We start from the raw sequence: 26987 nt of genomic DNA on the forward strand, positions 1-26987 counted from the left end.
TCAGCCGACCGCGGCCGCGGACGCAGCGCCCGCGTCGGACGTCCGGGTGGTGCCGAACCGGAGCGCCGGGTCGGCCACCGCGCCGCGCCGCAGCTCGGGGGCGTCGCGGAGGTAGTCGTTGCGGATCCGCCACGGCATCCGCTTGCCCTGCCGCGGCATCACGGCGTCGCCGCGCTGGATGTAGCCCGAGCGCATCGAGTCGCCCAGCACCGAGACGTCGGTCCGCTCGCCGGGGGACGCCACCGGCACGACCTGGTCGTGGCCGTGCTCGTCCATGTGGCTGAGCAGCCGGCAGAAGTACTCGCTCGCGAGGTCGGCCTTCAGCGTCCAGGACGCGTTGGTGTAGCCGATGACGAACAGGCTGTTGGGCACGCCCTCCATCAGCACGCCCTTGTAGAGCATCCGGTCCCGGGTGTCGACGACCTCGCCGTCGACCACGAGCTCGGCCCCGCCGGCGAGCTGGATCTGCAGGCCGGTCGCGCTGATGACGATGTCGGCCTCGAGCTCGTCGCCGGACCGCAGCCGGATGCCGGCCTCGGTGAACGTCTCGACGTGGTCGGTGACGATCGAGGCCTGACCGCGGCGGAGCACGCGGAACAGGTCGCCGTTCGGCACGACGCAGAGCCGCTCGTCCCAGGGGTCGTACGACGGCGTGAAGTGCACCATGTCGATCTTTGGGCCGACCTGTCGGCGCACGGCGGCGAGCAGCACCTTCCTCGCGAGCGCCGGCCGTGCGCGGCACAGCTTGTAGACCGCCTGCTGCAGCAGGATGTTGCGCACCCGGCCGGTGCGGTAGATCAGCCCGGCGGGGACGCCGATCCTCGCGAGCGGCGAGGCGACGGGGTCGTTCGCCGGCACCGTCATGACGTACGACGGCGAGCGCTGCAGCATCGTCACGTGCTCGGCGGCGCCCTCGCCCGTGGCCATCGCCGGGACGAGCGTGATCGCGGTCGCGCCGCTGCCGATGATCACCACCCGCTTGCCGGAGTGGTCGAGGTCGTCCGGCCAGAACTGCGGGTGCACGACCCGTCCGCCGTTCCCGGTGAACGCCTCTTCTCCCGGGAAGGCGGGCCGGTGGCCCTCGTCGTAGCTGTAGTAGCCGGTCGCACCGACCAGGAAGCGGCTGGTGTAGGTCTCCGGGGTGCCGTCGGCGTCGACCTCGACGGTCCAGTGGCCGGCCTCGGTCGACCAGCTCGCCCGGACGACCCGCCGCCCGAACCGGATGTGCTCGTCCACGCCGTGCTCGGCGGCCGTGTCGGCGACGTACTGCTTGATGCTCGGCCCGTCGGCCAGCACCTTGGTGCCGATCCAGGGCCGGAAGCTGAAGCCGAAGGTGAGCATGTCGGAGTCGGACCGGATGCCCGGGTAGGTGAACAGGTCCCAGGTGCCGCCGACCGCGTGGCGGCGCTCGAGGATCGCGAACGACTTGCCGGTGCCCTCGCGGACGAGGTGGCAGGCGGCGCCGATGCCGGAGAGGCCGGCGCCGACGATCAGGACGTCGAAGTCGAGGGCCGGGGCCATGGTCAGGCCACGTGCGCGACGGCCGGACGCAGTCCGTGCGAGGAGCCGCGCAGGAGCACGTCGACGACACCGGCGACGTCGTCGGCCATCGGGACGTGGCCGCTGCCGTCCAGCCACACGTGCTCCGCTGCGGGGAGCTGACGGCGGGCGCGCTCGGCTTGGTAGGGCAGCAGCACCCGGTCCTTCGAGCCCCAAGCGATCGTCACCGGGACCTCGTCGGCGATCTCGCTGTCGAACCGCGAGCCCTCCGCGAAGATCCGCTTGAGGGCAGGACGCGCGGCGACCATGCAGTTGAGGTCGCCGACGACCTGCTCCGGGGTCAGCCGCTCGCCGTGGGTCATCAGCGAGCCCATCATCAGCTTGCGCGCCAGCGCCGGCCGGGCGAGCGCCGGCGCCACCGGGCGGGCCAGCCGGCCCGACGCCTGCAGGAGGGCGAAGTGCGCGCGGATGTAGGCGAAGTCGTGGCCGCCCTTCCAGAAGCCGGCGGGCGAGAGGCCGGTGGCGCTGCTGACCAGTCCGTCGGCGGCGGCCTCGAGGGCGATCCGGCCGCCGAGGGAGTTGCCGGCGATGTGCGGGCGGTGGAGGTCGAGCTCGAAGAAGAGGTCGATCAGCTCCTCCTGGAGCACGTCCTTGACGTGCCGGCCGTCGGCCGCGAGCGCCGGTGACTCCCCGTGGCCCGGCAGGTCGAACAGGATGACCTCGCGGTGCTCGGCGAGCTGCTCCGCGATGGGGTACCAGGCCTGCCGGCGGTGGCTGATCCCGTGGACCAGGACCAGGGGCTCTCCGGTCCCGAAGCGCTCGTACGCCAGCATGTGCTCTACCGCCTCACGGGCAACACTGCCCTCTGGTTCCCTGGTCAGCCGCCAGTTAGCTGTACACGTTGTACAGGGATCAACACGACCTGTCTACCGGGTCCGGCGGCGCACCGGCGAGGGAATGTGATCCAGCCCACGCGGTCACGCGACCGCGACGGCAGCGGCGCAGAGCAACGCCAGCTCCAGCTCGCGCCGGCGCTCGGTCACCGGTCTGCCCAGCAGCTCCTCGGCCTGGCGCAGCCGGTAGCGCACGGTGTTGCGGTGGATGGCGAGCCGCGCGGCGGCACCGTCCATCCCGGACTCGAGGTAGGCGAGCACGGTCTCCCGGAGCCGCGCGGCCACCTCGTCGCCGGCGGCCAGCGCGCCGAGCTCGCGCCCGACGAAGGAGTGCATGGCGACCCGGTCGCGGGACAGCAACGAGACCACCTCGACGTCGGCGTAGGCGATCAGCGGCTCGGGGAGCCCGTCGGCCAGGTCGCGGCCGGCGACCGCCTCGTGGTGCGAGACTCGGAACCCGCCGAGCCCGGCAGCGGTCACGCCGGCGGCGACCCGGATCCCCGGCGACGACCCGACCGCGCGCAGCTCCTCCCCGTCCAGCGGACGGTCGGTGCCGAGCCAGGCCCAGACCTCGGCCGGCCCGGACGGTACGACGAGCGGTCGGGGTGCTCCGCAGCGGGCGGCGATCCGCGCCGCCTCGGCCTCGAGCCGGCGCACCGGGTCGCCCTCGGCGCGGGGGGCGGTCTCCCAGAGCACGAGCGCGGTCTGCTGCCGGCGCAGGGAGTGGCCGAGGTCCCGCTCTGCCGCGTCGAGGTCGACCCGGTCGCCCGCGAGGATCGAGGCGACCAGCTGGGTGCGACGGGTCAGGGCGCTGCGCAGCCAGCGCTCGCGCTCCTCGCCGTACGCCCCGATCAACTGCTCCACGGAGTGCGAGAACCACTCGATGGCGTGCCGCCACACCGTGATCAGCGCGAGCGAGACCTGCTCGGGTGCGAGGTCCGCCTCCTGCGCCACCCCGGTCACGTAGGCCAGCGCCGCCTGCTGGCCGGAGCGGTAGACCTCGAGCAGCGCGGCCATCTCGACGCCGCGGGCCGCGAGCTCGCGCGCCAGCAGGAAGGCCTCCTCCGGCGGTCGCAGCTCCCCGGGGCTGACCAGGTGGGTGATGAAGGCCCTCAGCTGGGCGCGGGTGCTCGCGTCCAGCGCGGACCGCAGGTCCCGGTCGCGGCCGATGACGGCCACCTGGGCCGCGATCTGCTCGTTGAGGAGCCGCATGACCCGCTCGATCTCCTCCGAGGCCAGCGTGTCGACCGCGAAGGCCCGGATCCACGCGTCGACCGCCGCGTCCTGCTCGCTCACCGTTCGATTGTGCGTCATGCACAGTCGGTTCGTCACACATTGACAGGTTCCAGCCTTACCAGCCGTTGCCACGGTGGGGCACGATCGGTCACGTTCAAGCCCCGCGCACCAAGGAGCGCCTCGTGAGCGTTGACACCACCCCTGCAGTGCTCGACGTCCGCAACCCGGCCGACGGCAGCGTCGTCGACAGCGTCCCGGTCATGGACGCCCGCGCGGTCAACGAGGCCGCCGCCGAGCTGCGGATGGCCCAGGTCGGCTGGGAGGCGATCGGCCCGGAGGGCCGCGCGGCGTGGCTGCGCCGCTGGCGCGACTGGATCCTCGCCCACGCCGAGGAGCTCACCGACCTGCTGGTGTCCGAGACCGGGAAGGCCCGGCCGGACGCAGTGATCGAGCCGGTCGCGTCGTGCGAGTTCATCAGCTACTACGCCGACCACGCCGCGGAGTTCCTCGCCGACGAGAAGGTGAAGCCGGTCGGCCCGATGACGATGCCGAAGCGGCTCACGAAGGTCTACTCGCCATACCCGGTCGTCGGCATCATCACGCCCTGGAACTTCCCGATCACCCTGTTCCTCATGGACGCCGCGCCCGCGCTCGCCGCCGGCTGCGCGGTGCTGTCGAAGTCGTCGGAGGAGACCCCACTGGCGTGCGGGCGGATGATCGAGGGCTGGCACGAGATCGGCGCCCCGCCGGTCATGGCCAACGTCACCGGCCTCGGCGAGACCGGCGCCGCGGTCGTCGACGCGGCCGACTTCGTCCAGTTCACCGGCTCCACCGCGACCGGCCGCAGGATCGGCGTGCGGTGCGCCGAGCAGCTCAAGCCCTACAGCCTGGAGCTGGGCGGCAAGGACCCGGCGATCGTGCTCGAGGACGCCGACCTCGACCGCGCCGTCAACGGCATCGCGTGGGGCGGCCTCTTCAACTCCGGCCAGGTCTGCATCTCCGTCGAGCGGGTCTACGTCGCCGCGCCGGTCTACGACGAGTTCGTGTCCCGGCTGGCCCAGAAGGTCTCCGGCCTGTCCCAGGGCGTCGCTGCGGGTGACGACGTCGGCGCGATGGTGACCGCCCACCAGGTCGACATCGCCGACCGCCACGTGCGCGAGGCCGTCGAGGCCGGCGCCCGGGTCGTGACCGGCGGGCAGCGCGGGCCGGTCGGCAACTTCTTCGAGCCGACCGTCCTCGTCGACGTCGACCACTCGATGTCGTGCATCACCGAGGAGACGTTCGGCCCCACCATCCCGGTGATGAAGGTCGCCGACGAGGACGAGGCCGTGCGCCTGGCCAACGACTCGCCGTACGGCCTCTCCGCGACGGTGTGGACGCGCGACGTCGAGCGCGGCGAGCGGGTCGCCCGCCGCCTCGAGGCCGGCGCGGTGAACGTCAACGACGTCTTCAGCAACCTGTTCGCCGCACCGCTCCCCCACAACGGGTGGAAGGACTCGGGCGTGGGCGCCCGGCTCGGCGGTGCCTACGGCGTGCACAAGTACTGCAAGGTCCAAGCGGTCACCTCGCCCCGCATCCCCACGATGAAGAGCGAGCTCATGTGGTACCCCTACTCGGCCCGCCGTACGGCGATCGCCGGCGTCGTGATGAGGGCGGTGTCCGGTCGCGGGCTGCGGCAGAGACTGGGGTTCGGACGAAAGGGAGCGAACCGATGAGTGCACAGGTCAGCAAGGTGGGGCAGGCCGGGAGGGGCAAGGTCGTCGCCATCACGGGCGGCGCCCGGGGCATCGGCTACGAGACCGCGAAGGAGCTGCTCGCCCGCGGCTACCGCGTCGCGATCGGCGACATCGACGAGGTGCGCCTGAAGGAGGCCGCGCTGGAGCTGGGCATCGACACCTACGCGCGGCTCGACGTCACCGACTCCGAGTCGTTCGGGGCGTTCCTCGACCTGGTCGAGTCCGAGGTCGGCGACCTCGACGTGCTCGTCAACAACGCCGGCATCATGCCGACCGGCCACGTCCACGAGGAGGAGGACGCGGTCACCCGCCGGCAGGTCGAGATCAACCTGCTCGGCGTCATCTTCGGCACCAAGCAGGCGCTCAACCGGATGCTCCCGCGCGGCCGCGGGCACATCATCAACACCGCCTCGCTCGCCGGCGAGCTCCCGATGCCCGGCCTGGCGACCTACTGCGGCACCAAGCACGCGGTCGTCGGCTTCACCGAGGCCGCCCGCCAGGAGTACCGGAAGGCGGGCATCCAGTTCTCCTCGGTCCGTCCGACGTTCACCAACACCGAGCTCGTGTCCGGCACCGCCGGCGTCAAGGGCTTTCGCAACGCCGAGCCCGAGGAGATCGCCCGGGCGACCGCCGACCTCATCGAGAAGCCGAAGCCGTTCGTCCGGGTCACCAAGGTGGCCGGCGGCATGGTGACCGCCATGAAGTTCGTGCCGCGGCGGGTCGCCGAGGGGCTCGCCACCGTCCTCGGTGGGGAGAACGTCTTCCTCGACGACGTCGACCAGGAGGCCCGCAAGGGCTACCTGGAGCGGATCCGCCAGAGCTAGGGCAGGTCCTCTGCTGGTCGAGCCTGTCGAGACCCGCAGGACGCGATCCCGAGCCAGGTGTGGCGGTTGCCCCACCAGCACCAGCCCAGCTTGGGAGCCCCCTTGCGCTCCTTGCCGTCGCGCCCGGTGCCGTTGCTGATCCAGAGCGCGGGGGTGCGCGCGTCGTAGGCGCCGTCGGGCTTCGTCAGCCGCGACCCGATCGTCATGAAGCAGCGGTTGCGCTCAAGCACGTCGGGGTCCTGGAGCACCCAGTGCAGGCCCTCCTCGAGGGTCAGCGGCGAGCGCCCGGCGGCCAGGAGGTCGGGGAGGGTCTCGGCGGGCGTCCGGTCGAGATGCGCGTCGCCGCGATCGAGCCCCGCGACGACGTACGGCGCCGCGGGCACCGCCGCTGCATCGGTGGGCCGGAAGTCGTCGACGTCGGTCATGTCCTCGACGACGAAACCTTCCTTGTCGCCGAGGCGCAGCAACGGCGCCAGCGCGGAGGCGGGGGCGGCGGTGACGAGCAGCCCGTCCGGACCTCCCCTCCCCGCAGCACCGAGGACGTCGTCCGGCGTGGTGCCGGCGAGGTGGTGCACGCCGAGGTCGAGGAGTCGGTGGGCCTGGTCGGTGAGGGAGGGAAGAGGCACGGGGTGCCCAACGTGCGACCGGACCCTGGAAGTTCCCGCCTAGAACATGTTCTACTGCGGACGTGACCGCGACCCACGACATCCTCGGCCAGACCGTCACCATGCCCGTCGAGGTGCGCGACGGCTCGAACGCGACGGTGATCTTCGACGTCGCTGTCGAGGCGGCGCAGGCGCTCGCCCCGGCGGGGTTCGAGATCGTCGAGACCGAGCCCGGGCGGGCGCAGTTCGCGCTGGCCCTCGTCGACTACCGGGACAACGACCTCGGCTCCTACCTGGAGGTCGGGACGTTGCTGTTCGTCCGCCCCGAGGGCGGCGGCGAGGACGGCACGTTCATCACCCACCTGCCGGTGACCGAGGAGTTCACCTGCGTGGCGGGCAACCAGATCTGGGGCTTCCCGAAGTCCGTCGAGCAGATCGACGTCACGAACACCGACACGACCAGCCGGTGGGTGCTGACGATGGGCGGCGAGCTGGTCCTCGACGTGACCGTGCCGCGCGGGGGCTCCGACGAGATGCCGGCGATGCCGCTGGCGTCGTACACCTTGATCGACGGGCGACCGCACCTGACCCGCTTCACCCAAGGCGGCACCGGCAGCGGCATGTACTTCGACGCCGACGTCGCGCTGACGCTCGGCGACCACCCGATCGCCACGGAGCTCGCGTCGCTCGGACTCTCGCCGGACTCGGTCGTGCTGACGACGTGGACCGAGCGCATGGAGGCGCGGTTCGAGGAGCCGAACTCCCTGTAGCGAGCCGCTCGCACTAGTAGATTCGCCCCGACGCCGACCGGCTGCTCCCCTGCCGGTCGCCCCACACCTTCCGGGAGACTCTTCCATGGGCGATTGGATCCCCCTGCTCGTACGACGCGAGGACTACGCCGAGCTCGCAGCGCTGGTCGCGCAGCGCGAGGTCGGCCGTCCCGACCGGCCGCTCGGGTCGGTCGTGTCGACCGACGTGCCGTACGCCGTGCCGGTGCCCGGCGTCGGCCCGGTCCCGCCGGCCGCTGCGGCCGCACCCGCCGCGCCGGTCGTCGAGCTGACTCCCGCGGAGCGCGCCGAGGCGGAGCAGCTGGCCCGGCTGGTGCCGTGGTCGACGACCGAGCTGAAGCGCCTGGCGACCTCCCCGGCCCTGCTCGCCCACCGCTGGCGGATGGTCCTCGACGCCTGCTCGTCCCGTCCCGGAGGGTTCTTCGCCGACGAGCGGATCGCGCCGCTGACGGCCACCCGACCCGAGGAATGGGCGGAGACGCGAGCAGCGATGGGCCGGTTCCTGGAGACGAACTTCGCCGACGCACCCGGTGCTCCTGTCGTGGTGGCGGGCGGCGCCACCCTCCGGCGCAGCGACACCCAGGACTGGTGGGCGGTCACCGAGGAGCAGGCCGACCGCTGGCGGGAGGTCCGTGGCGCGCTCCCGAAGGGGCCGCGTCCCGCACCGCTGCCGGTGCCGTCGATCCTCGACTGAGCACGACGTAGACGCGAGAAGCCCCGTCAGGGACCTGACGGGGCTTCTGCGACCTACTGGCGGTGGCGGTGGGATTTGAAAGTTCGATGATCGCCGCGGACAACTCGGCACACCAGCGGACAGGAGAACCCAAAAAGGGCTCTGACCTGCACCAACGCGCGACGAAGCGTACCCTGGTGGCGCCGTCGAGTGGACAGATGAAGACCTCGATTGGGCACGTATTGGGCACGTACTGGGCACGAAAAACGAGGGGTCTCGGGGATGGCGCGACGACGTGAGAAGCGCGGCTTCGGCAGCATCCGACGGCTCGCTAGCGGCAACTACCAGGCGCGATACCTGGCACCGTCCGGCGAACGCGTCACCGCGCCGACCACTTTCGTCGCGCGCATGGATGCCGAGGCCTGGTTGCTCGCCGAACGCCGTGTTGTGGAGGACGCCAACTCGTGGCTGTCGCCGAAGGACCGTCTCGCTGACGCGAAGCTCCGGGAACAGTTGGAGGCACTCCCGACGTTCGAGGACTACGCCGAGCGTTGGCTCGAAGCGCGGCGCAGTTCGCGAGGCGAACCGCTCCGCCGGACGACGAAGGACAAGTACCGCTCGTCACTGCGCACGAACGTCTACCCAACCTTTGGGCCGGTGCCGTTGGACAAGATCACCCGAGCCGCCGTCCGCAGATGGCACGAGGAACTGGACGTCGGACCGTCCGCCAAGTCCGACGCCTACGCCACGCTCCGAACCATCCTCAACACCGCCGTCGATGAGGAGGTCATCGAGAAGAACCCCGCCCAGATCCGCGGCGCTGCGCGCCAGGTACGGCGCAAAAACCTCCGCCCAGTCAGCGCCGCCGAACTAACTGTCATGGTCGACACGATGCCCGAGCGGCTCAGGCTCCTCCTGCTGCTGGCCACGTGGTGCGCTCTACGTTCGGGCGAGTTGCGCGAGCTGCGGCGAAGCGACGTAGTCATCACCCGCGACGAGAGCGGTGCCGAGGCTGCATGGGTCGAGGTCTCCCGCGGCGTCGTACGCGTCCGGAAGGCAGCAGTCGACCCCAACGCGTCCACCAGAGCGACCGAGAGCCTCGTCGGAGCGCCGAAGACCGACGCCGGCTTCCGTTCGGTATCAATCCCCGACTTTCTCATCCCCGCAGTCAAGGATCATCTCGCTCGGCACGCCGCCCCTGGCCCGGCCGGTCTGATCTTCCACGCCAGCCGCGACCAGACCGTGCACCTGTCCGAGACCACCTTGAACGGGCGCGCTGCCGTCCTCAATGAGGACGGCAGCGTGCGGAAGGCGGGCTTCGGCTGGCGCGAAGCCCGCCGCCGCGCCGGGCGTGAGGACCTCGATCTCCACGACCTTCGCCACACCGGAGCCACCTGGGCCGCAGAGGAAGGCGCCAGCATCGCCGAACTCATGTACCGGCTCGGCCATTCCACGCCGAGCATGGCCATTCACTACCAGCACTCTCGCCAGGAACGAGACCGCGAGATCAGCCGCCGTCTGTCTCGCCGCAACGGCCTGCGTGCGGTCTGACTTGAGAGAGCCGACGGACGAAAGCCGTCCCACTTCGGCTCTAGCTGGACGTCGGGAAGGAGCGCTGGCGCCTTCTCCAGCGCGGTCGTCTTGGCCAAAATCGGGCGGATAGGCGGCATCACCGGAAAGTCCACGTCGCTCAGCCCAAGACCCGGGAGTCGCCTTTCCGGAGCTGCGGCCATTACGCCGTTCCTCGGCGGGGCCCTCCGGGTTAGTTGGAGACGATCTGGTTTGACGCTAGCCCGCCCTTTGGGGTCCACCGCCATGAGTGTCTGCTGCACCAAGCGGGTCGGGCCTTGATGGGGACGGTTTGGAGGATGGTGAGGGGGCGTCGCACCTGCGACCCTTTGGCGCAAGCGGAAGCGAATCGGCTGACGGCATGCCCGCGGCGCCCCTGACCCGTGGCGTCCATGGAAGGGTGCACGTGCGGACGATCGCTGCCCGGTCGTCACTCGGGCAGCACCATCTTCCAGGTGCGGAAACTCGACGGCCGCGGAGCGAGCCAGACGCGCGGTCCGCGAACAAATCAGGGTGATTCCGAAGAACCGAGCGGAGCGGTACACCGCTTGTTATCATGCGGCCTTCGTGACAAACAGCGCGGGGTGCGGCGGAACCGGCAGAACGGGAGAAAATCGTGACGGCGAAGACAAGATCCCGGTCCGGCCGACGATCGTGTTGGCCGCTGGGCGGCCCCTCGCGACGCAACGGCCGGTCGCAAGCTCTGGGCGGCATGCTTGTCGTCGGTTTGACGATACTCAGCGGAATGACGATTCCGCTCGCGGATCACGCAGCAGCCGATGAGTGGCCGGCGGACGTAGTGGGAGGCATCGAGCCCGATCGCGGTGATCACACCTATTGTTTCAGAGACGTCAACCCGCCGAACAATCTGGTGAAGGACCGCATCGATTGGTCGATGGGAACGCTGCGCGATCAGACCGTTGTACCCATCCAGTTCCACTCGAATTGCACTAGCCAGACGGACGCGAGGTGGGAGCAAGTCTTCTACCAAGAGGGCGTTAGCGGCGTTACCAACTGTATCGATCTGAATACCAACGGACGATGTGATCAATGGCGGATTCGCGTCAGCTACGGTGAAATTCAGCAATATGCCGCAGATCCGCCCGCCGAGACCCGCCATACCACATGCCATGAGCTTGGCCACAGTGTCGCCCTCGACCATTACGGCGCAACATCACCTGACGGCGCCGGGAACCATAGTTGCATGCGGTCTGGCTTGTGGGATGGCGGGCAAGAGTGGACGCGAACCTACGGGCCACACCACATCAACCACATCAATAGCAACTGGTGAGGGAACGCATGATGACCAAGAATTGGCGCCGTTCTACCCTCGTCGCTGCAGCCGCCCTGCTGTTCGTCGCGACAGCGTGCTCGAGCGGCACGGACAACACCCAGCCTGACCCCAAGTTTGTCGACACATCGATTTTCGAAGCAGGCGGTCACGTCAACGCTTTCATGTACGCCGTGCCTGCCGAGATGGCCAGAGAACGTTCGACGGTCGTTTCAGGCGAGATCGTTGGGATTCGAGATGGCTACGAAATCCTTGAGGAGGGGGCCGCGTCAGAGGGCTACGATGTCCGGGAACACAGCGTCGTGCTTGAGATTCGGGTTGCCGATCTTTACAAGGGATCCCGAGCGGACCTTGATTCTTCGGGATCGATCTTTGTGACCCTGTCTCGTGGGGCTCAGCAGGAGGGTGTAGTCGACGACGAGGGCGGCCCCTCGACCGTGGTCCCCGTGTCGGCGTTCGAAAAGGCAATCCCCTTGGGCAGCGAAGTCATCGTCATGGCAGACCCCGTCCAGTTCTCAAAGAGCGCGAACATTAGCGTGATCGATCCCAACAGGGGCCTACCCGAGGACGGGGTACTGCTCGCTGGACTTCATCCCCAAGCGCTGACCTTCCCAACAAGGGAGGGTGGAACTAGTGCATGGGGCAACGGGTGGACCCTGGAAGATGTCCAGGCGCAACTGGATGCAGCCTTCTAGGGATTCTTGGTCCTAGGACACGTGCGCGCTTCTTGGCCATGCGATCAGGAATCGACGAGCAGATACTGATGCCGAAGCGCTGGTCGTGCGCGGGCGGTCGCGCGAAACGCGTCGACCTGCACTAGTGGCAGCGACTGTCACAGCCTGTGCTTGGACGGCGCGTTGTCGCCGTCATCGGTCGCTCACCCCCCGGGAGTCCAGATCCAAGTGTCGTTGGACAGCCGCTCGGCATCGCGGTCGTAGCCGCCGAAGAACACCAGTCGGCCGTCGGCCCAGGTCGCGCTGAGGTCGCTGTCGACTGCGGAATCGGGGATGCCGGGCTCGGTCCAGGTCCGGGCGGAGTCGTCGTAAACCCGGCCTTGCGTGGCGACCAGGGGGCCTTCGGCGGTCTCGACAACCCACGCCGGGCCCTCGGCCCGGTCCTCGTAGTCGAGGCCGGGCAGCGGCTCCCAGGCGCCGGTGGCTGGGTCGAGCGCACCGGCCGCGGGGTAGTAGCGGCCCCAGTTGTTGGTCTGTCCCCCGTCGGCGCCGCCCGGCTCGAGACCGAGGATGCGTTCGCCGGTCCAGTTGTAGAGCCAGCCGATCATGCCGGTGCGCGGAAGGCGGGACCACGAGCGGCCGTCCCAGATGTCGGCCTGGGTGAGGGTCGGCTCGTCAGGGGCCGACTCACGGTAGTTGACGCCCGCCAGGACGATCCCGGACGAGGTGGCGAAAAGGCCGTCGATCGTCAGGGCGGGCGCGAGGTCGTCTGAGGGGAGGGTCGACCACGACCCGGACGCCACCTCGAGCACCGACACCGTCCGGTGACCGTCCACGGCATAGACCTTGCCGTCGAGCTCGGTCCGGGGTCCAGCATCGACGCCGGCGGGGGGGTCGAGCTCGCGCCATCGGTCGGCGACGGGGTCGTAGGTCCACCAGTTCCGGGCGTTCCCGATCACCACGATCCCGTCGCTCACGACGGCCGGAGTGCCACTGTCGATCTGGATCGGTGGTGGCGCAATGGTCCGCCAGCCATCGGTCTCGGCGTCGTAGGCGGCAGCGTCGGATAGGGGATCGCTCGGTGCGATGCAGTCCGCGTTCGGTGGGCACGGGGTGTCCTGGTGGCCCCCCATGACGAGCACCTCGTCGCCAGTCCACACCATCAGGGCTCCGTAGCGGGGCGCGAGCGGCGACGGCGCTGCCTTGCTCCAGCCACCGGCGGGCGCCGACGGTGCCGGCTCCCCGTCGCCCGTGCGGTCCTCGGGGCGGAGCGCGACCCCGGCGGTCAGCGCGACCGCACCGACGACCGCAGCGGTGGACACCACGCGCAACGTCGTACGACGTCGGCTGGTCCTGGTGCCGGCGACCAGCGCCTGGCGGGGGTCGCCGGGGCCCGCGTCGAGGCGGTCGAGGTCGTCGTGGAGGTCGGTCGTCAGGCGTTCCTCGAGGTTCATCGTCTGGTCCCTTCAGTTTCGAGCACGGTGCGGAGCCTGGCGAGGGCGGCCGATGCCTGGGACTTGACCGTCCCTGGTCGGCAGCCGAGCATCTCGGCGATCTCCCGCTCGCTCAGGCCCTCGTAGTAGCGGAGCACCACGACGGCGCGCTGGCGCGGTGGGAGAGCGCGGACGGCCTGCCAGGTCGCATCCCACTCGAGCCAGTCGTCGTCGGGAGCAGGTGCGTCCGGGACGACGGGCACGCTCGACTCGCGCCGGCTCGAAGCCTTGCGATGCCGTGCGAGGGCGGCATTGATGGCCATCCGGCGCAGGTACGCCAGTCGGTCGTCGGATGCCGAGACCTTCGGCCACCGTGACCAAGCTTGCGCGAAGGCGGTCTGCAATGCGTCCTCGGTGAGTTGCCGATCTCCGGCGACGCCGTAGACGGTGCGGAACAGGCGTGGCCAGGTCGCGGCGTAGAACGCCACGAACTCGGCCTCCTGATCTGCCACCCGCCCACTCCTTGCAGCTGTCCACCGGTGCATTCGACACTCAGATGCTCCCTGGGACGCCGCTGGTTCGGTGCTGGTTCCGAATTTCTCCTCCGGTGATCGGTCGTGTCGAACCGGATCGACAGCGGGAGCAGTGACAGGCAGACTTCGACGTCGCCTGAACCGTCGCGCCTCTCAACATCATCGATCCCCTTGAACATCATCGAGTTCGTTCCCGACACCAGCCCACACGAATGGCGCTTGACGAGGAATGACGACTTCTCGGAGCGCTGCCGTCCGTGGCCCACAGACGCCTTCAAACCGAGCGGCACGCATGCTACGAAGGTCCGTAGTTCGGTCCGCCCCTCGGGGCGGGCCGAGCGTCATTTCAAGGCTAGATGACGAGTAGTGACGGGCGGTGACGAGGCCGATGCACGGCGGGGTGAAGTTCTACCGAGGCTCTGCCGCTGCGGCGCGCTCCTACCTCGAGGCCGACCACTCGCGCGCCGACGACTACTACCTGGCCGAAGGCAGCGGCCTGGCCGCGCACTACATCGCTGGCCCCGGAGTTGTGCAGCGCGTCGGGGACCTCGACGGGTCGAGGTACGAGGGCTGGGTCGCCGGCTTCGACGTGCTGACCGGCGCGGCCAAGGGGCGCCTGCGCGACGACGCACGCGCGCTGCGGTTCGTCGAGGTCGTCATCAACGGGCCGAAGTCCTGGTCGCTTGCCGCCGCGATCCACCCCGAGATCGCGGTGGCGTACGACGCGGCGATGGGGCGGGCGGCGAGCGAGGTGATCGGCTGGGTCGCTTCGCATGCCACTACTCGGGTCGGGCCGCGCGGGCGTCAGGTGCAGGTGCCGGTGGAGATGGTCGAGGCGGCAGTGGTCCGTCACCACACCTCGCGCGCCGGCGACCCGCACCGTCACCTCCATGTACAGATCAACGCACGCGTCTTCGCGCGCGGAGCATGGCGCGGACTGCACTCGGTCGGCCTCGTCGACAGCATCGAGGCACTCAACGGGATCGGTCACGCCGCGGTGATGTGCGACCCCGAGTTCCGCACCACGCTCGCGGACCGCGGCTACAGCCTCGCCGACGACGGCGAGATCCAGCAGCTCGCGCCCTATGTCGCCGGGTTCAGCCAACGCGCGGCACAGATCAACCGCAACGTCGACCGATACGAAGCCGCATGGCGAGCCGAGCACCCCGACCAGGAACCGGGTCCGCGGCTGCGGCGTGTCTGGGACCGACGCGCGTGGGCGGACGCGCGGCCCGACAAGGTCGTACCCCGCAGCGGCGCCGACCTCGTCGCGGCGTGGAACGGCGAACTGCGCGACCTCGGCTTCACGCCACCGACGGGTCGCGTGACAGCGCCGGGTCTCCAGGTCGGTCGGATCAACCGCGAGGTCGCCGTCGATCTGGTGCTCACTCGACTCGGGGCGAAGCGGTCTGCGTGGAACGCAGCTGACATTCGCGGCGAGGTGGAACGACTGATCGCTTCCGTCGGCGTGGTCGCCGAGCGACCGGTGCGGCACGAGCTGGTCGAGGACATCGCTGACCGCGCCCGGGCACGGTGTGTGCCGTTGCTGGAACGAGATGACGTCCCCGAGCATGTCCGCAGTCTGACGTCCGAGCGTGTCCTCGCTGTCGAGGCCGACCTGGTCGACAGCATCGCTTCACGTTCCGCACGGCCGGTCACTGCAGCGGTCCGGCTCCGCGGCGTCGCGCATCTCGATCCTGCGCAACGGCGCGTCGTCGCTGCTCTTGCCGGCGACGCTGGCCTTTTGGTGATCGAAGGCGCAGCCGGGGCCGGCAAGACCACCACCCTGGCCGCCGCACGCGACGCACTCGACGACGCGGATCGTCGACTCGTGGTCGTCACTCCCACGCTCAAGGCCGCCCAAGCAGCACAGCAGCAGGTCGGCACCGACGCCTTCTCCGCCGCCTGGCTCATCCACCAACACGGCTACCGCTGGGACGAGGACGGGCACTGGTCGCACGCCGCCGCCGCAGCAGAGGCCCGCGCACGGCTGCTCCCCGGCGACGTCCTCCTCGTCGACGAGGCCGGCATGCTCGACCAGGACACCGCCCGCGCGCTGTTCGCCATCGCCGACCAAGCCCACGCCACCGTCGCGCTCCTCGGCGATCGCCATCAGCTCCCGGCCGTCGGCCGCGGCGGCGTCCTCGACCTCGCCGCACGCTGGGCTCGACCCGAAGCCCACCACGAGCTCGAATCGGTCCACCGATTCAGCGACCCCGCCTACGCCGACCTCAGCATGCTCATGCGCACTGGTGAGCGGCCTGGTGAGGTCTTCGACGCCCTCCTCGAACGCGGCGACGTCGTCGTTCATCCCAGCGAGGTCGAACGCACAGCAACCCTGGCCGCCATCGGCGCCGACCGTGCTGATGACGGCGACCAGCTCGTCATCACCGACACCCGCGACCAAGTCAGCGCACTCAACGCAGCAATCCGCGACCGCCGCCACGACGCCGGCGACAAGTCTGGTGAGCAATCCGGTGAGCGCGTTGGTGAGCGCGTTGGTGAGCCGATCACCCGTCGTGGTGAGCGGATCGGGCTCGGCGACCGAGTCGCCACCCGACGCAACGACCGCGACCTCGCAGTCGCCAACCGCGACATCTGGACCGTGGCCGGCATCGGCGAGGACTGCAGCCTCCTCGTCACCGGGCGCGCCGGACAACGCGAGCTCCCCGCCGACTACGTTCACGAGCACGTCGAGCTCGCCTTCACCACCACCGCCTACGGAGCCCAGGGAGAGACCGTCGACTCCGCCCACCTCGCACTCGGCGAAACGACCGGCGCCGCCACCGCCTACGTCGGCATGACCCGCGGCCGCCACCGCAACGTCGCCCACCTCATCGCCGAGACCATCGACGACGCCCGCAGCCAATGGATCGACATCTTCATCCGCGACCGCGCCGACCTCGGCCCCAGCCACGCCGCCGAGAGAGCCACCGACGACATCGACCGCTACGGATCCAGTGCGCCACCACGCAGCGTCGGACTGCAGGCCGCGGCGCTGCGGCACGGCCCACGTCGACCCCAACCAATCCCAGCACCACAACCGACCCCCCGCGGGATCGGCCGTTGACCAAACATCCTCGCCTGAAGTGATCGCCCGGACCGGCGTGGACGACATAGGTGACCAGGAGAGCCACGCGTCTCGACAGCAACGGTCACAAGACGTCCGATCCGCCGAGCGCGATGTTGCTTCTCCCGGCAGGAGCCGCCGAACCCGTCGGCGGCCACGACGAGAGGCGAAGAGATGGTGACACCCATCGGCATCCCCGACGACTGGGACGACAACAACCTGATCCTGTTCGAAGAGTTCTGCGAACTCATCCGCATCCCACAGCGCACGGTCCGCGACTGGCGCCAACGCGGCGTCGGACCGCGCTGGGCCCGCTTCCAAGGAGTCGGCCGCCTCTACATCACCGTCGCCGAGGCCCGACGCTTCCTCGCCTCGGCCACGGTCCCACGAGCGGAGGTGAGTACCGATGGCTGAGCGACGCGGCATCCCGGTTTACCTCAGCCTCGAGGAGGCGGCAGAGGCCATGGCGGTCTCGGTCAAGACCATCCGGCGTTGGATCGCCGCCGGCACAATCCCGGCGTACCGCTGCGGCAAACGCGCCATCCGCATCAAGCTCGACGACCTCGAGGCCGCCCCGCGAAAGATCCCCGCAGCGCGATATTGAGTGTTGTCTCGCCGCTGTTTCAGCGGACCGACGGTGTGGCCGAACGCCGCATTGTTGGGTGAGCATTGGGCACATATTGGGCACGATACGGATGACAAAGGGCCTTTGATCTGCGTTTCCGCAGGTCAAAGGCCCTTTGGCCGGCGGTGGCGGTGGGATTTGAACCCACGGTGGGTTGCCCCACACATCATTTCGAGTGATGCACCTTCGGCCGCTCGGACACGCCACCGCCGGAGAGATTACCGGAGCGGGTCAGTGCGGTTGAAATCGAGCAGGGTCAGGCGTGACGGCCCATCATCCCGAGCAACCGCTCCAGCGGCGGGGCGGCGTCCGGCACCGGTACGACGGGCCCGAACGCGTCGCCACGCTGGTCGGCGGACTCGGGGGTCGAGAACGGCTCGGCGAACGCCATGCACGCCGCGACGTCGGAGTCCCTGACCTCGAACGGGCGGCCGAGCGCGGTTGCGAGGTCCCACCCGTGGACGACCACCTCGTTGAGGGCGACCGCGGCCGCGATCGGTCCGGGCATCTCGATGCCGCCCGCCTTCGCGACGCCCTCGTAGGCGGCGGGGTCGCGCCAGGCTTCGGCGAGCCCGGCGAGGGAGCCGTCGATCCGGTCGCGCCACGCGGGCTCGAGGCGCGAGGCGTCGCCGCTGCCGCCCTGCTCGGCACCGGGCAGGTCCTCCTTGCGTGCCGCCGCCGTGAACGCGAGCGCGAGCCCGCCCACGTGGTCGACGAGGTCGCCGACGGTGTACTTCTCGCACGGGGTCGGCCACGTGAGCTGGTCGTCGGTCACCGCAGCGACCAGCCCGCGCATCGTGGTGGTCGCCGGCCCGAAGTCGATGGTGTCCATGAACGATGGACCGGCCGGGCGCGAGGAACTCATCGGCGCCCGGCCGGCCTGGCGTCGTACGGCGACGGTCAGACGCCGGCGCCGACCGGCGCGCCGGTCGTCTCGGTGAGGCCGAGGTGGTCGCGCAGCGTGGTGCCGTGGTACTTCTCGCGGAACAGCCCGCGCCGGCGCAGCTCGGGCACGACGAGGTCGACGAAGTCGTTGAACGTGCCCGGCGACTGCGCGCAGGAGAGCATCCAGCCGTCCGCCTCGCCGTTGCGGAAGCCGTCCTCGATCTGGTCCGCGACGTCGGACGCGGTGCCGACGAACTGCGGCAGCATCACACCCTGTGCGTAGAGCTTGCCGACATCGCGCAGGGTGAGGCTGTCGCGGTCGGACAGCCGCTTGGCCAGGTCGAACAGGCCCTGCGAGCCGCCGACGGTGACCTGGTCGACCGGCGCGTCGAGGTCGTACTGGCTGAAGTCGTGGTCGGTGTGCACCGACAGCGTCATCAGGCCCGAGATCGGGTCGGCGAGCTCGTTGTGGAAGGCCTGCTTCTCGCGGGCGATGGACTCGGTCTCGGCGACGAACGGGACGAACGCGGGGAGGATCTTGACGTGGTCGGGGTTGCGCCCGTGGTCGCTCGCCCGGCTCTTCACGTCGTCGTAGTAGGCCTTGCGACCTTCCGGCGTCGGGTCGATCTCGAAGACCGCCTCGGCCCACCGGGCCGCGAAGTCCTTGCCCTTGCCGGACGACCCGGCCTGGATGAACACCGGCCGTCCCTGCGGGGAGCGTGGCGTCGGGAGTGGGCCGCGGGTCTTGTAGAACAGCCCGTCGTGGTCGGCGGCGTGGACCTTGGCCGGATCGGCGAAGGTGCCGCTCTCCTTGTCGAGCACGAGCGCGTCGGCGTCCCAGCTCTCCCACAGCTTGATGGCGGCCTCGACGAACTCCTGCGCCCGGTCGTAGCGCAGGTCGTGGTCGAGGGCCTGCTGCAGGCCGAAGTTCCGCGCCTCGGCGGAGCTCAGCGAGGTCACGATGTTCCAGGCGACCCGCCCCTGCGACAAGTGGTCGAGGGTGCCGAAAATGCGCGCCAGCTCGAACGGATGGAAGTACGTCGTGCTCTTGGTGATCGCGACCCCGAGGTGCTGGGTCACCGCCGCGATGCTCGTCGCGACCAGGCTCGGGTCGAGGGTCGCGCTGGCCTGGGTGCCGCGACGCAGCGCCTCGTCGTGCCCGCCGCCGTAGTTGGTCGGCACCGCCAGCAGGTCGGCGAAGAACACGAAGTCGAACGTGCCGCGCTCGAGGATCCGCCCGATGCGGTGGTAGTAGTCGGGTCGCAGGAAGCCGCCGGCGTCGGAGGCGGGGTGCCGCCACGCGGCGTGGGAGTGGGTGACCTGGCTGGCGATCATGAAGCCGCCGAGGTGGAGCTGTCGGGACATCGCACTGCTTTCGCTAGAGTCGGGTAAGTTGACCGACATACTACAGTTAAGTCCAAGCAGGAGGCCGGGAAGTCGGACGACCGGCACCCCGGGAGGTGCGGGACGGATGACGTCCCGTGCCGCCTCACCGCTGGGAGGCGAAGAAGTCCTCCAGCAGCGCCGCGGACTCGGCGGCCATGACCTCGGGGACGACCTCGGGGCGGTGGTTGAGGCGCCGGTCGCGGACGACGTCCCAGAGGGAGCCGGCGGCGCCGGCCTTCGGGTCCCAGGCGCCGAAGACGACGCGGTCGACCCGAGCGAGCACGGCGGCGCCGGCGCACATCGTGCACGGCTCGAGGGTCACCACCAGCGTGCAGCCGTCGAGGCGCCACTCGCCCCGGTCCCGTGCCGCCGCACGGAGCGCGACCACCTCGGCGTGGCCGGTCGGATCGGCGTCGGCCTCGCGCACGTTCCGGCCGGTGCCGACGACCGACCCCGCGGAGTCCACGACGACGGCGCCGATCGGGACGTCGCCGGTCGCGAGCGCGGCGCGCGCCTCCTCGAGGGCGGCGAGCATCGGCTCGCGCCAGCGGGCACGAAGGTTCACGCGGAGGCGAGGTCGACCGCGTCGTCGAAGAGCTCGCCGAACCCGAGCCGGCGGGCCACGTCGGAGAGCATCTCGTCGGGGTAGAGCTCCTCGTCGTCGAGCAGAGCGGCGAGGTCCATCGCGTGCAGGCCGAGGTCGCCGAGCAGGTCGAGGTCACCGGCCGCCTCGGGCTCGTCCTCGTCCTCGGGCATCGGCAGGTTGAGGAACTCGACCGCGGACGCGGCCAGCTCCCACTCCGCGGCCGCCGTCACGTCGGACAGCAGCACGCGGGTGTGCTGGCCGGCGACGCGCACCAGGACGAAGAAGTCCTCGTCGATCGCGACCAGGCCGACCGCGCCGTGGTCGCCCGGCAGCCGGCGCAACGCCGACGCGAGCGTCTCGACGTCGTCCACGTGGTCGTGGGTGAGCTCGGCGACCTGCCACACGCCTTCCTCGCGGTAGGCGGCCAGGGCGAAGTCGACAGCATCCGACGCGGTCACCTTCCCAGGGTGACACCTGAGGCGACAGGAGGCCAGAGCATTAGGGTTCGGGCATGCGCACCCTCGTCGTCGACCACCCGCTCGTCGCCCACAAGCTGACCGTGCTCCGCGACGAGACGACCGACTCACCGACGTTCCGCAACCTCGCCGACGAGCTGGTCACGCTGCTCGCCTACGAGGCGACGCGCGACGTGCGCGTGGAGGACAAGGACATCTCCACGCCGGTCGCCCCGACCACGGGTGTGACGTTGGCGACGCCGCGGCCGCTCGTCGTACCGATCCTGCGGGCCGGCCTCGGCATGCTCGACGGCATGATGCGCCTCCTGCCCACCGCCGAGGTCGGCTTCCTCGGCATGGTGCGCAACGAGGAGACGCTCGAGGCGTCGACGTACGCCGAGCGCCTGCCCGACGACCTCAGCGGGCGGCAGTGCTACGTGCTCGACCCGATGCTCGCCACCGGCGGCACCCTGGCCGCGGCGATCCGCTTCCTCACCGACCGCGGAGCCGACCACATCACCGCGGTCTGCCTGCTGGCCGCGCCCGAGGGTTGCGCACGCCTGGAGGAGGAGCTGACCGGCCTCGACGTGCCGGTGACCGTCGTCACCGCGGCGATGGACGAGCGCCTCAACGACAAGGGCTACATCGTGCCGGGACTCGGCGACGCAGGCGACCGGTTGTACGGCGTCGTGGGCTGACCGAGGCCTTTACCACACCTCGTATCCGCCGATCGGCTGGTTTACGGACAACCTCGGCTGCCGGCCCGCGCCCCTGTGTAGGTTGACCTGCGCTGGATCCCCGGACCGCCAGCCGGAAACGAGGCAGGAATGCGCATCGGAGTGCCCCGCGAGTCGAAGACCGGCGAGACCCTCGTCGCCGCGACCGCGAAGACAGCAGCCCAGCTCCAGGGGCTGGGCTACGACGTCGTCGTCGAGTCCGGTGCCGGAGCGCTGGCCGACCAGGCCGACGAGGCGTTCACCGACGCCGGGGTGACGGTCGGGAGCAGCGAGGACGTCTGGGGCTCCGACATCGTGGTGAAGGTCAACGCGCCGACCGCTGACGAGATCGCCCGGCTGCGCGCCGGCGCCACGATCATCTCGATGATGGCGCCCGCGCGCAGCCCGGAGCTGGTCGAGCAGCTGGCCGCGCAGGGCGTGACCGCGCTCGCGATGGACGCCGTGCCGCGGATCTCGCGCGCCCAGTCGATGGACGTGCTGTCCTCGATGGCCAACGTCGCGGGCTACCGCGCGGTGGTCGAGGCCGCCCACGAGTTCGGGCGGATGTTCACCGGCCAGGTCACCGCCGCGGGCAAGATGCCGCCGGCCCGCGTCTTCGTCGTCGGCGGCGGCGTCGCCGGACTGGCGGCGATCGGCGCGGCAGCCGCGATGGGCGCGGTGGTCCGCGCGTTCGACGTACGCCCCGAGGTGGCCGAGCAGGTCGAGTCGCTCGGCGGCACCTTCGTCGAGGTCGACTTCGAGAGCGAGGTCAGCACCGACGGCTACGCCAAGGAGATGACCGCCGAGCAGGAGGCGGCCACCGCGTCGATGTACGACGAGGAGGCCCGCAACGCCGACATCGTCATCACCACGGCCCTCATCCCCGGCCGTCCGGCGCCGAAGCTGATCCACGAGGAGACCGTCGCCGCGATGCGGCCGGGCAGCGTGATCGTCGACATGGCCGCGGCCAACGGCGGCAACGTCGCCGGCACCGAGACCGACCAGCGGGTCGTGACCGACCACGGCGTCACGATCCTCGGCTACACCGACCTCGCCGGCCGGCTGCCCGCCCAGACCTCGCAGCTCTACGGGACCAACATCGTCAACCTCTTCAAGCTGCTCACCCCCGAGAAGGACGGCGAGCTCACCCTCGACCTGGACGACGTCGTCCAGCGCGGAGTGACGGTCACCCGTGCCACCGATGACGGGGCAGAGTCCCGGTCCGAGGTGATGTGGCCGCCGCCGGCGGTGCAGGTCTCGGCGACGCCGAAGACCGCCGGCGCTCCCGCACCGGAGGCGAAGGAGCCGAAGCCGGCGCTGACCGCGCGCGGGCGGATGGCCGTCGTCCTGGGCGGGATCGCGGCGTTCTGGCTGGTCAACGCCACCGCGCCGGACCCGATCCCACGGCACTTCACGACGCTGATGCTCTCGATCGTGATCGGCTACTACGTCATCGGCAAGGTGGCGCACGCGCTGCACACGCCGCTGATGTCGGTGACCAACGCGATCTCGGGCGTGGTCGTCGTCGGTGCGCTGTTGCAGCTGGAGAGCGAGGACGTCGCGATCCAGGTGCTCGCGGCCATCGCCGTGCTGGTGGCCTCGATCAACATCTTCGGTGGCTTCGCGGTCACCCGGCGCATGCTCGGCATGTTCAGCAAGGGGGCCTGAGCACGATGGACATCTTCTCCGTGACCGGCGGGGCCTACATCGTCGCCTCGCTGCTGTTCATCCTCTCGCTGGCCGGCCTGTCCCGGCACGAGTCGGCCAAGAGCGGCCTGACCTACGGCATGGTCGGCATGACCGTCGCGCTGGCGATGACGGTGCTGCTGGTCCTCGACCACGCCCTCGACACCGACAACTACCTCTCGATCGTCCTCATGCTCGGCGCCATCGGCATCGGTGCGGTGATCGGGCTGTGGCGGGCCCGCATCGTCGAGATGACCGGCATGCCCGAGCTGATCGCCGCCCTGCACTCGTTCGTCGGTCTCGCCGCCGTCCTCATCGGGTGGAACGGACACCTCGAGGGTCCGCACCACGGCGGCAGCCTCGCCAACATCCACGAGGCCGAGGTCGCGATCGGGATCTTCATCGGCGCGGTCACCTTCACCGGCTCGATCGTCGCCAACCTCAAGCTGTCGGCGCGGATCAAGTCCGCCCCGCTGATGCTGCCCGGCAAGAACTTCATCAACCTCGGCTCGCTGGTCCTCTTCGCGATCCTCACCGTCCTCTACGTGGGCACCGACTCGCGGGACTCCGCTTCCGCCGACGTCCTGCTGGTCGTCCTGACGGCGCTCGCGCTGGCCCTGGGCTGGCACCTGGTCGCCTCGATCGGGGGCGGCGACATGCCGGTCGTGGTGTCGATGCTCAACAGCTACTCCGGCTGGGCGGCGGCAGCATCGGGCTTCCTGCTCGGCAACGACCTGCTCATCGTGACCGGCGCCCTGGTCGGCTCCTCCGGTGCCTACCTCAGCTACATCATGTGCCAGGCGATGAACCGCTCGTTCATCTCGGTGATCGCCGGCGGCTTCGGGATCGAGGCCCCGGCGGGTGCCGACACCGACTACGGCGAGCACCGCGAGGTCCAGGCCGCCGAGGCCGCGGACGTCCTCGCGAACGCGTCCTCGGTCGTCATCACGCCGGGCTACGGCATGGCCGTCGCGCAGGCGCAGTACCCGGTCGCCGAGCTGACCGCGAAGCTCCGGGCCCGCGGCGTCGACGTCCGGTTCGGGATCCACCCCGTCGCCGGACGCCTCCCCGGTCACATGAACGTGCTGCTGGCCGAGGCCAAGGTGCCCTACGACATCGTGCTCGAGATGGACGAGATCAACGACGACCTCCCGGACACCGACGTCGTGCTCGTCATCGGCGCCAACGACACCGTCAACCCGGCCGCGGCCGAGGACCCCAGCAGCCCGATCGCCGGCATGCCCGTGCTCGAGGTCTGGAACGCCCGCGAGGTCATCGTCTTCAAGCGGTCGATGGCCACCGGCTACGCCGGCGTGCAGAACCCGCTGTTCTTCCGCGAGAACAGCCGGATGCTCTTCGGCGACGCCAAGGACAAGGTCGACGAGATCATCCACAACCTGCCGGAGTGACGGGGTCGCCGCTGTCGGGACCCTAGGACGACTTCGGCAGCGGCGCCTTCCAGCCGCGCCAGATCGCGAGCAGCCGCCAGCCGATCGTGAGCGCGGCCGCGGGGATCGCGACAGCGACGGTCGGGAGCCCGACCTCGAAACCGGCCGCCGCGACGGCGGAGCCGGCGAGGGCGGGGATCGCGTAGAGCTCACCGGTGGTGAGCACGACGGGGGCCCTGCCGGCGAGCACGTCGCGGATGATGCCGCCGCCGATGCAGGTGACCATGCCGAGGATCGCCGCCGCCACCGGCCCGGCGCCGTGCTCGGCCGCCTTCAGCGCGCCGGCGACGCCGAAGAGGCCGAGCCCGAACGCGTCGAACACGATGACGGGCCGGTCCACCCGCTCCAGTGCCGGGTGGAACCAGAACGCGACCAGGCCGCACGCCACCGGCACCGTGAGGTAGCGCCAGTCCTCGAGCGAGGTCGGCGGCGCCACCCCGATCAGGACGTCGCGGATCCAGCCGCCGCCCAGCCCGGTCAGGGTCGCGAGCACCAGGACGCCGACGATGTCGAACCGCTGCCGGACCGCGAGCAGCGCACCCGACACCGCGAACACGGCGATCCCGAGCAGGTCGAGGACGAGGAGCAGCATGACGGCGCGCTACTGGCCGAGGGGGATCTCGGCGAGGGTCTCGTAGCGCGGGCGTCCGCCCGGTCCCTGGCCGAGGTGGGAGGCGATGACGGCCGCCTCGAGGACGGGCCACTCGGGGCCGGAGTAGGTCTCGAGCAGGCGCACCCAGTTGGTGGTGTCGCTCGCCCGGCGCAGCCGGGCGATTGTGAGGTGCGGGCGGAACCGCTGGCCGTCGACCTCGGTGCCCACGGCGACCGCGGCGTTGCGCGCGCGGCCGGCCATCCGCTCCAGCACGACGTCGGCGCCCTCGCTCTCGGGCACCACTCCGACGGCCAGGGCCCGCGTCTCGTGGGCGTTCGGGAAGGTGAGCGGCCCCGCCAGCCGCAGCACCGGGACCGGCGTGCGGGCGAGGCCGTCGGCCAGCCGGTCGACGTACTCGTCGACGAGGTGGTCGGCCACGTCGGGCAGGAAGGCCAGCGTGACGTGGAACTGCTCGGCGATCGTCCAGCGCAGGAGCCCCTCGTCGCGTACGGCGTCGCGGCGCGGGTCGAGGAAGTCGTCGAGGTGCTCGACGGCGTCGGCCGGAGGGACGATCGCGGCGAAGATGCGGACGCCCATCAGACCTGGGTCCCGACGGCCTGACCGACCAGGTGGGTCACTGCCATCGCGAGCAACCCACCGCCGATGTTGCGCAGCACCGCCCGCTTCGCCGAGCCGTAGCCGAACCGGGCGCTCGCCCAACCGGTGAGCGCCAGCGCGGCGGTCACTGCCGCGACGGTCACCCAGACGCGCAGGTCGGGCGTCACCAGCAGGATCGTCAGCAGCGGGAGCAGCGCGCCGACCGTGAACGCGAGCATCGAGGCGAGCGCTGCGTTCCAGGGGTTGGTGAGGTCGTCGGGGTCGATGCCGAGCTCGACCTCGGCGTGGGCGGCCAGCGCGTCCTTGGCGGTGAGCTGGCGGGCCACCTCGAGGGCGAGGTCCTCGTCGAGTCCCTTCTCGGCGTAGAGCCCGGCCAGCTCGGCGAGCTCGTCCTCCGGGTCCTCGCGCAGCTCGCGCTTCTCCTTCGCCAGCAGCGCCTCCTCGGAGTCGCGCTGGGTGCTGACCGAGACGTACTCACCGGCCGCCATGCTCATCGCTCCCGCGACCAGGCCGGCCACGCCGGCGACGAGGATCGCCGTACGGTCCGTCGTGGCGCCGGCCACGCCCAGCACGATGCCGGCGACCGACACGATGCCGTCGTTGGCGCCGAGCACTCCGGCCCGCAGCCAGTTGAGCCGGTCGTTGAACCCTTCCTCGTGCGGCTCACCGGCATGGCCGCCGATCTCGATCGGCGCTGCTTCACTCATGTGCTCATTGTCGCGCAGCGCACCCGATGCACGTGCGCGCCACCGGCCGCGCCTCCAGCCGGCCCTCGGCGATCGGTCCCCCGCACCTCTCGCAGGTGCCGTAGCTGCCGTCCGCCACCCGGGCGAGCGCGTGGTCGACCTCCTCGAGGTGGGCACGCGCCTGCCGGATCAGCGCGCCGACCTGCGACCGCTCGAACGCGATCGTCGCCCCCTCGGGGTCGTGCTCGTCGTCGGCGTTGGTGTCCCGCGACGCCGCCACCACCGCGTCGTAGTCGCCGGTCAGGTCCCCCAGCCGCCGGATCGTCTGCGCCCGCTCGCCCTCGAGCCGCTCCCGCACCTCGTCCTCATCCCGCCTCGCCACCCCACCATGCTCCCCGACGAAGGTCGATTCCTCCCTCGTGGCGGGTTGATTCCTCCCTCGTGGCGGGTTGATTCGTCCCTTGTCGTCAACCAGGACG

27 protein-coding genes and 1 tRNA gene are annotated in these 26987 nt (G+C 70.4%); 13 read left to right on the top strand and 15 right to left on the bottom strand.

Translation table 11 applies throughout. The features are described from left to right. From DJ010_RS08745 to DJ010_RS08755, 3 genes are all read right to left on the bottom strand, one after another. Window positions 1-1521 carry a flavin-containing monooxygenase gene (locus DJ010_RS08745; RefSeq protein ID WP_109693288.1) on the bottom strand — a complete coding sequence of 507 codons (1521 nt, stop codon included), beginning with the start codon at window positions 1519-1521 and terminating at the stop codon, window positions 1-3. A gap of 2 nt (window positions 1522-1523) precedes the next feature. Next, window positions 1524-2333: an alpha/beta fold hydrolase gene (locus DJ010_RS08750; protein WP_109693289.1), complete on the bottom strand. Its 810-nt coding sequence runs from the start codon at window positions 2331-2333 to the stop codon at window positions 1524-1526. A gap of 144 nt (window positions 2334-2477) precedes the next feature. Next, window positions 2478-3689 (bottom strand): PucR family transcriptional regulator, encoded by a 1212-nt coding sequence (locus DJ010_RS08755; RefSeq protein WP_109693290.1) that lies wholly within the window; start codon window positions 3687-3689, stop codon window positions 2478-2480. A 122-nt stretch (window positions 3690-3811) separates the two neighbouring features. Here DJ010_RS08755 and DJ010_RS08760 point away from each other — a divergent pair, with 122 nt between their 5' ends. After that, window positions 3812-5344, top strand: a complete 1533-nt coding sequence (locus DJ010_RS08760; protein WP_109693291.1) for an aldehyde dehydrogenase family protein — start codon at window positions 3812-3814, stop codon at window positions 5342-5344. After that, a complete protein-coding gene (locus tag DJ010_RS08765) occupies window positions 5341-6189 on the top strand; it encodes an SDR family oxidoreductase (protein WP_109693292.1) in 849 nt (282 codons plus the stop codon). The genes DJ010_RS08760 and DJ010_RS08765 overlap by 4 nt, the downstream gene beginning before the upstream one ends. Here the strand turns inward: DJ010_RS08765 and DJ010_RS08770 are convergent. Further along, entirely contained in the window at window positions 6186-6815 is a 630-nt protein-coding gene (locus DJ010_RS08770) for a DUF5701 family protein (protein WP_109693293.1), read from the bottom strand. The genes DJ010_RS08765 and DJ010_RS08770 overlap by 4 nt on opposite strands. A gap of 62 nt (window positions 6816-6877) precedes the next feature. Between DJ010_RS08770 and DJ010_RS08775 the strand changes: the two genes are divergently transcribed. From DJ010_RS08775 to DJ010_RS08790, 5 genes are all read left to right on the top strand, one after another. Beyond that, window positions 6878-7564 carry an acetoacetate decarboxylase family protein gene (locus DJ010_RS08775; protein ID WP_109693294.1) on the top strand — a complete coding sequence of 229 codons (687 nt, stop codon included), beginning with the start codon at window positions 6878-6880 and terminating at the stop codon, window positions 7562-7564. Window positions 7565-7649: 85 nt separating this feature from the next. Continuing rightward, complete coding sequence (locus DJ010_RS08780; RefSeq protein ID WP_109693295.1) at window positions 7650-8276, top strand: hypothetical protein; 627 nt, start codon at window positions 7650-7652, stop codon at window positions 8274-8276. A gap of 261 nt (window positions 8277-8537) precedes the next feature. Further along, window positions 8538-9806, top strand: a complete 1269-nt coding sequence (locus DJ010_RS08785) for a tyrosine-type recombinase/integrase (RefSeq protein WP_109693296.1) — start codon at window positions 8538-8540, stop codon at window positions 9804-9806. Window positions 9807-10569: 763 nt separating this feature from the next. Beyond that, on the top strand, window positions 10570-11115 hold the full coding sequence (locus DJ010_RS21785) for a hypothetical protein (RefSeq protein ID WP_146207296.1): 546 nt from the start codon (window positions 10570-10572) through the stop codon (window positions 11113-11115). An 8-nt stretch (window positions 11116-11123) separates the two neighbouring features. Continuing rightward, window positions 11124-11810 (top strand): hypothetical protein, encoded by a 687-nt coding sequence (locus DJ010_RS08790; RefSeq protein ID WP_109693297.1) that lies wholly within the window; start codon window positions 11124-11126, stop codon window positions 11808-11810. A 182-nt stretch (window positions 11811-11992) separates the two neighbouring features. Here DJ010_RS08790 and DJ010_RS08795 read toward each other — a convergent pair whose 3' ends face one another. Together DJ010_RS08795 and DJ010_RS08800 are read right to left on the bottom strand one after the other, a co-directional pair. Then, complete coding sequence (locus DJ010_RS08795; RefSeq protein WP_109693298.1) at window positions 11993-13243, bottom strand: Kelch repeat-containing protein; 1251 nt, start codon at window positions 13241-13243, stop codon at window positions 11993-11995. Next, window positions 13240-13734: a SigE family RNA polymerase sigma factor gene (locus tag DJ010_RS08800; protein ID WP_211318722.1), complete on the bottom strand. Its 495-nt coding sequence runs from the start codon at window positions 13732-13734 to the stop codon at window positions 13240-13242. The genes DJ010_RS08795 and DJ010_RS08800 overlap by 4 nt, the downstream gene beginning before the upstream one ends. A gap of 397 nt (window positions 13735-14131) precedes the next feature. On the opposite strand from DJ010_RS08800, the gene mobF reads away from it, so the two are divergent. The 3 genes from mobF (at window position 14132) to DJ010_RS08815 (ending at window position 17429) form a co-directional block, all read left to right on the top strand. Then, entirely contained in the window at window positions 14132-16825 is a 2694-nt protein-coding gene (gene mobF, locus DJ010_RS08805; protein ID WP_245927384.1) for a MobF family relaxase, read from the top strand. Between the two features lie 174 nt (window positions 16826-16999). Beyond that, on the top strand, window positions 17000-17239 hold the full coding sequence (locus DJ010_RS08810; RefSeq protein ID WP_109693301.1) for a hypothetical protein: 240 nt from the start codon (window positions 17000-17002) through the stop codon (window positions 17237-17239). Then, on the top strand, window positions 17232-17429 hold the full coding sequence (locus DJ010_RS08815; RefSeq protein WP_109693302.1) for a helix-turn-helix domain-containing protein: 198 nt from the start codon (window positions 17232-17234) through the stop codon (window positions 17427-17429). The genes DJ010_RS08810 and DJ010_RS08815 overlap by 8 nt, the downstream gene beginning before the upstream one ends. A 144-nt stretch (window positions 17430-17573) precedes the next feature. On the opposite strand, the gene DJ010_RS08820 is transcribed toward DJ010_RS08815, so the two are convergent. From DJ010_RS08820 to DJ010_RS08840, 5 genes are all read right to left on the bottom strand, one after another. Then, window positions 17574-17658 (bottom strand) — tRNA-Ser (locus DJ010_RS08820). A 48-nt stretch (window positions 17659-17706) separates the two neighbouring features. Beyond that, window positions 17707-18282, bottom strand: coding sequence for a TIGR03086 family metal-binding protein (locus DJ010_RS08825; RefSeq protein ID WP_109693303.1), 576 nt, complete (start codon window positions 18280-18282; stop codon window positions 17707-17709). 68 nt (window positions 18283-18350) lie between these two features. Beyond that, the gene (locus DJ010_RS08830; RefSeq protein ID WP_109693304.1) at window positions 18351-19700 is read right to left on the bottom strand and encodes an LLM class flavin-dependent oxidoreductase; all 1350 of its coding nucleotides are present in this window, start codon (window positions 19698-19700) and stop codon (window positions 18351-18353) included. 124 nt (window positions 19701-19824) lie between these two features. Continuing rightward, window positions 19825-20256 carry a nucleoside deaminase gene (locus tag DJ010_RS08835; protein ID WP_109693515.1) on the bottom strand — a complete coding sequence of 144 codons (432 nt, stop codon included), beginning with the start codon at window positions 20254-20256 and terminating at the stop codon, window positions 19825-19827. Between the two features lie 26 nt (window positions 20257-20282). Then, entirely contained in the window at window positions 20283-20765 is a 483-nt protein-coding gene (locus tag DJ010_RS08840; RefSeq protein WP_109693305.1) for a tRNA adenosine deaminase-associated protein, read from the bottom strand. A gap of 53 nt (window positions 20766-20818) precedes the next feature. Between DJ010_RS08840 and upp the strand changes: the two genes are divergently transcribed. The 3 genes from upp to pntB all read left to right on the top strand — a co-directional run bounded on the left by upp (window position 20819) and on the right by pntB (window position 24573). After that, window positions 20819-21460 carry a uracil phosphoribosyltransferase gene (gene upp, locus DJ010_RS08845; RefSeq protein ID WP_109693306.1) on the top strand — a complete coding sequence of 214 codons (642 nt, stop codon included), beginning with the start codon at window positions 20819-20821 and terminating at the stop codon, window positions 21458-21460. A gap of 129 nt (window positions 21461-21589) precedes the next feature. Next, window positions 21590-23146, top strand: a complete 1557-nt coding sequence (locus DJ010_RS08850; protein WP_109693307.1) for a Re/Si-specific NAD(P)(+) transhydrogenase subunit alpha — start codon at window positions 21590-21592, stop codon at window positions 23144-23146. Between the two features lie 5 nt (window positions 23147-23151). Further along, window positions 23152-24573, top strand: a complete 1422-nt coding sequence (pntB, locus tag DJ010_RS08855) for a Re/Si-specific NAD(P)(+) transhydrogenase subunit beta (RefSeq protein WP_109693308.1) — start codon at window positions 23152-23154, stop codon at window positions 24571-24573. Between the two features lie 22 nt (window positions 24574-24595). On the opposite strand, the gene DJ010_RS08860 is transcribed toward pntB, so the two are convergent. The 4 genes from DJ010_RS08860 to DJ010_RS08875 are packed head-to-tail and all read right to left on the bottom strand — an operon-like array spanning window position 24596 to window position 26890. Further along, entirely contained in the window at window positions 24596-25204 is a 609-nt protein-coding gene (locus tag DJ010_RS08860) for a trimeric intracellular cation channel family protein (protein WP_109693309.1), read from the bottom strand. 9 nt (window positions 25205-25213) lie between these two features. Continuing rightward, window positions 25214-25801 carry an RNA 2',3'-cyclic phosphodiesterase gene (gene thpR, locus DJ010_RS08865; RefSeq protein ID WP_109693310.1) on the bottom strand — a complete coding sequence of 196 codons (588 nt, stop codon included), beginning with the start codon at window positions 25799-25801 and terminating at the stop codon, window positions 25214-25216. Beyond that, on the bottom strand, window positions 25801-26529 hold the full coding sequence (locus tag DJ010_RS08870; RefSeq protein ID WP_109693311.1) for a VIT1/CCC1 transporter family protein: 729 nt from the start codon (window positions 26527-26529) through the stop codon (window positions 25801-25803). Before DJ010_RS08870 ends, thpR begins: the two co-directional genes overlap by 1 nt. A 4-nt stretch (window positions 26530-26533) precedes the next feature. Beyond that, on the bottom strand, window positions 26534-26890 hold the full coding sequence (locus tag DJ010_RS08875) for a TraR/DksA family transcriptional regulator (RefSeq protein WP_109693312.1): 357 nt from the start codon (window positions 26888-26890) through the stop codon (window positions 26534-26536). Window positions 26891-26987: the final 97 nt, after the last annotated feature.

This window comes from Nocardioides silvaticus (genome assembly GCF_003160695.1).
GTDB classification, from domain to species: domain Bacteria; phylum Actinomycetota; class Actinomycetes; order Propionibacteriales; family Nocardioidaceae; genus Nocardioides; species Nocardioides silvaticus.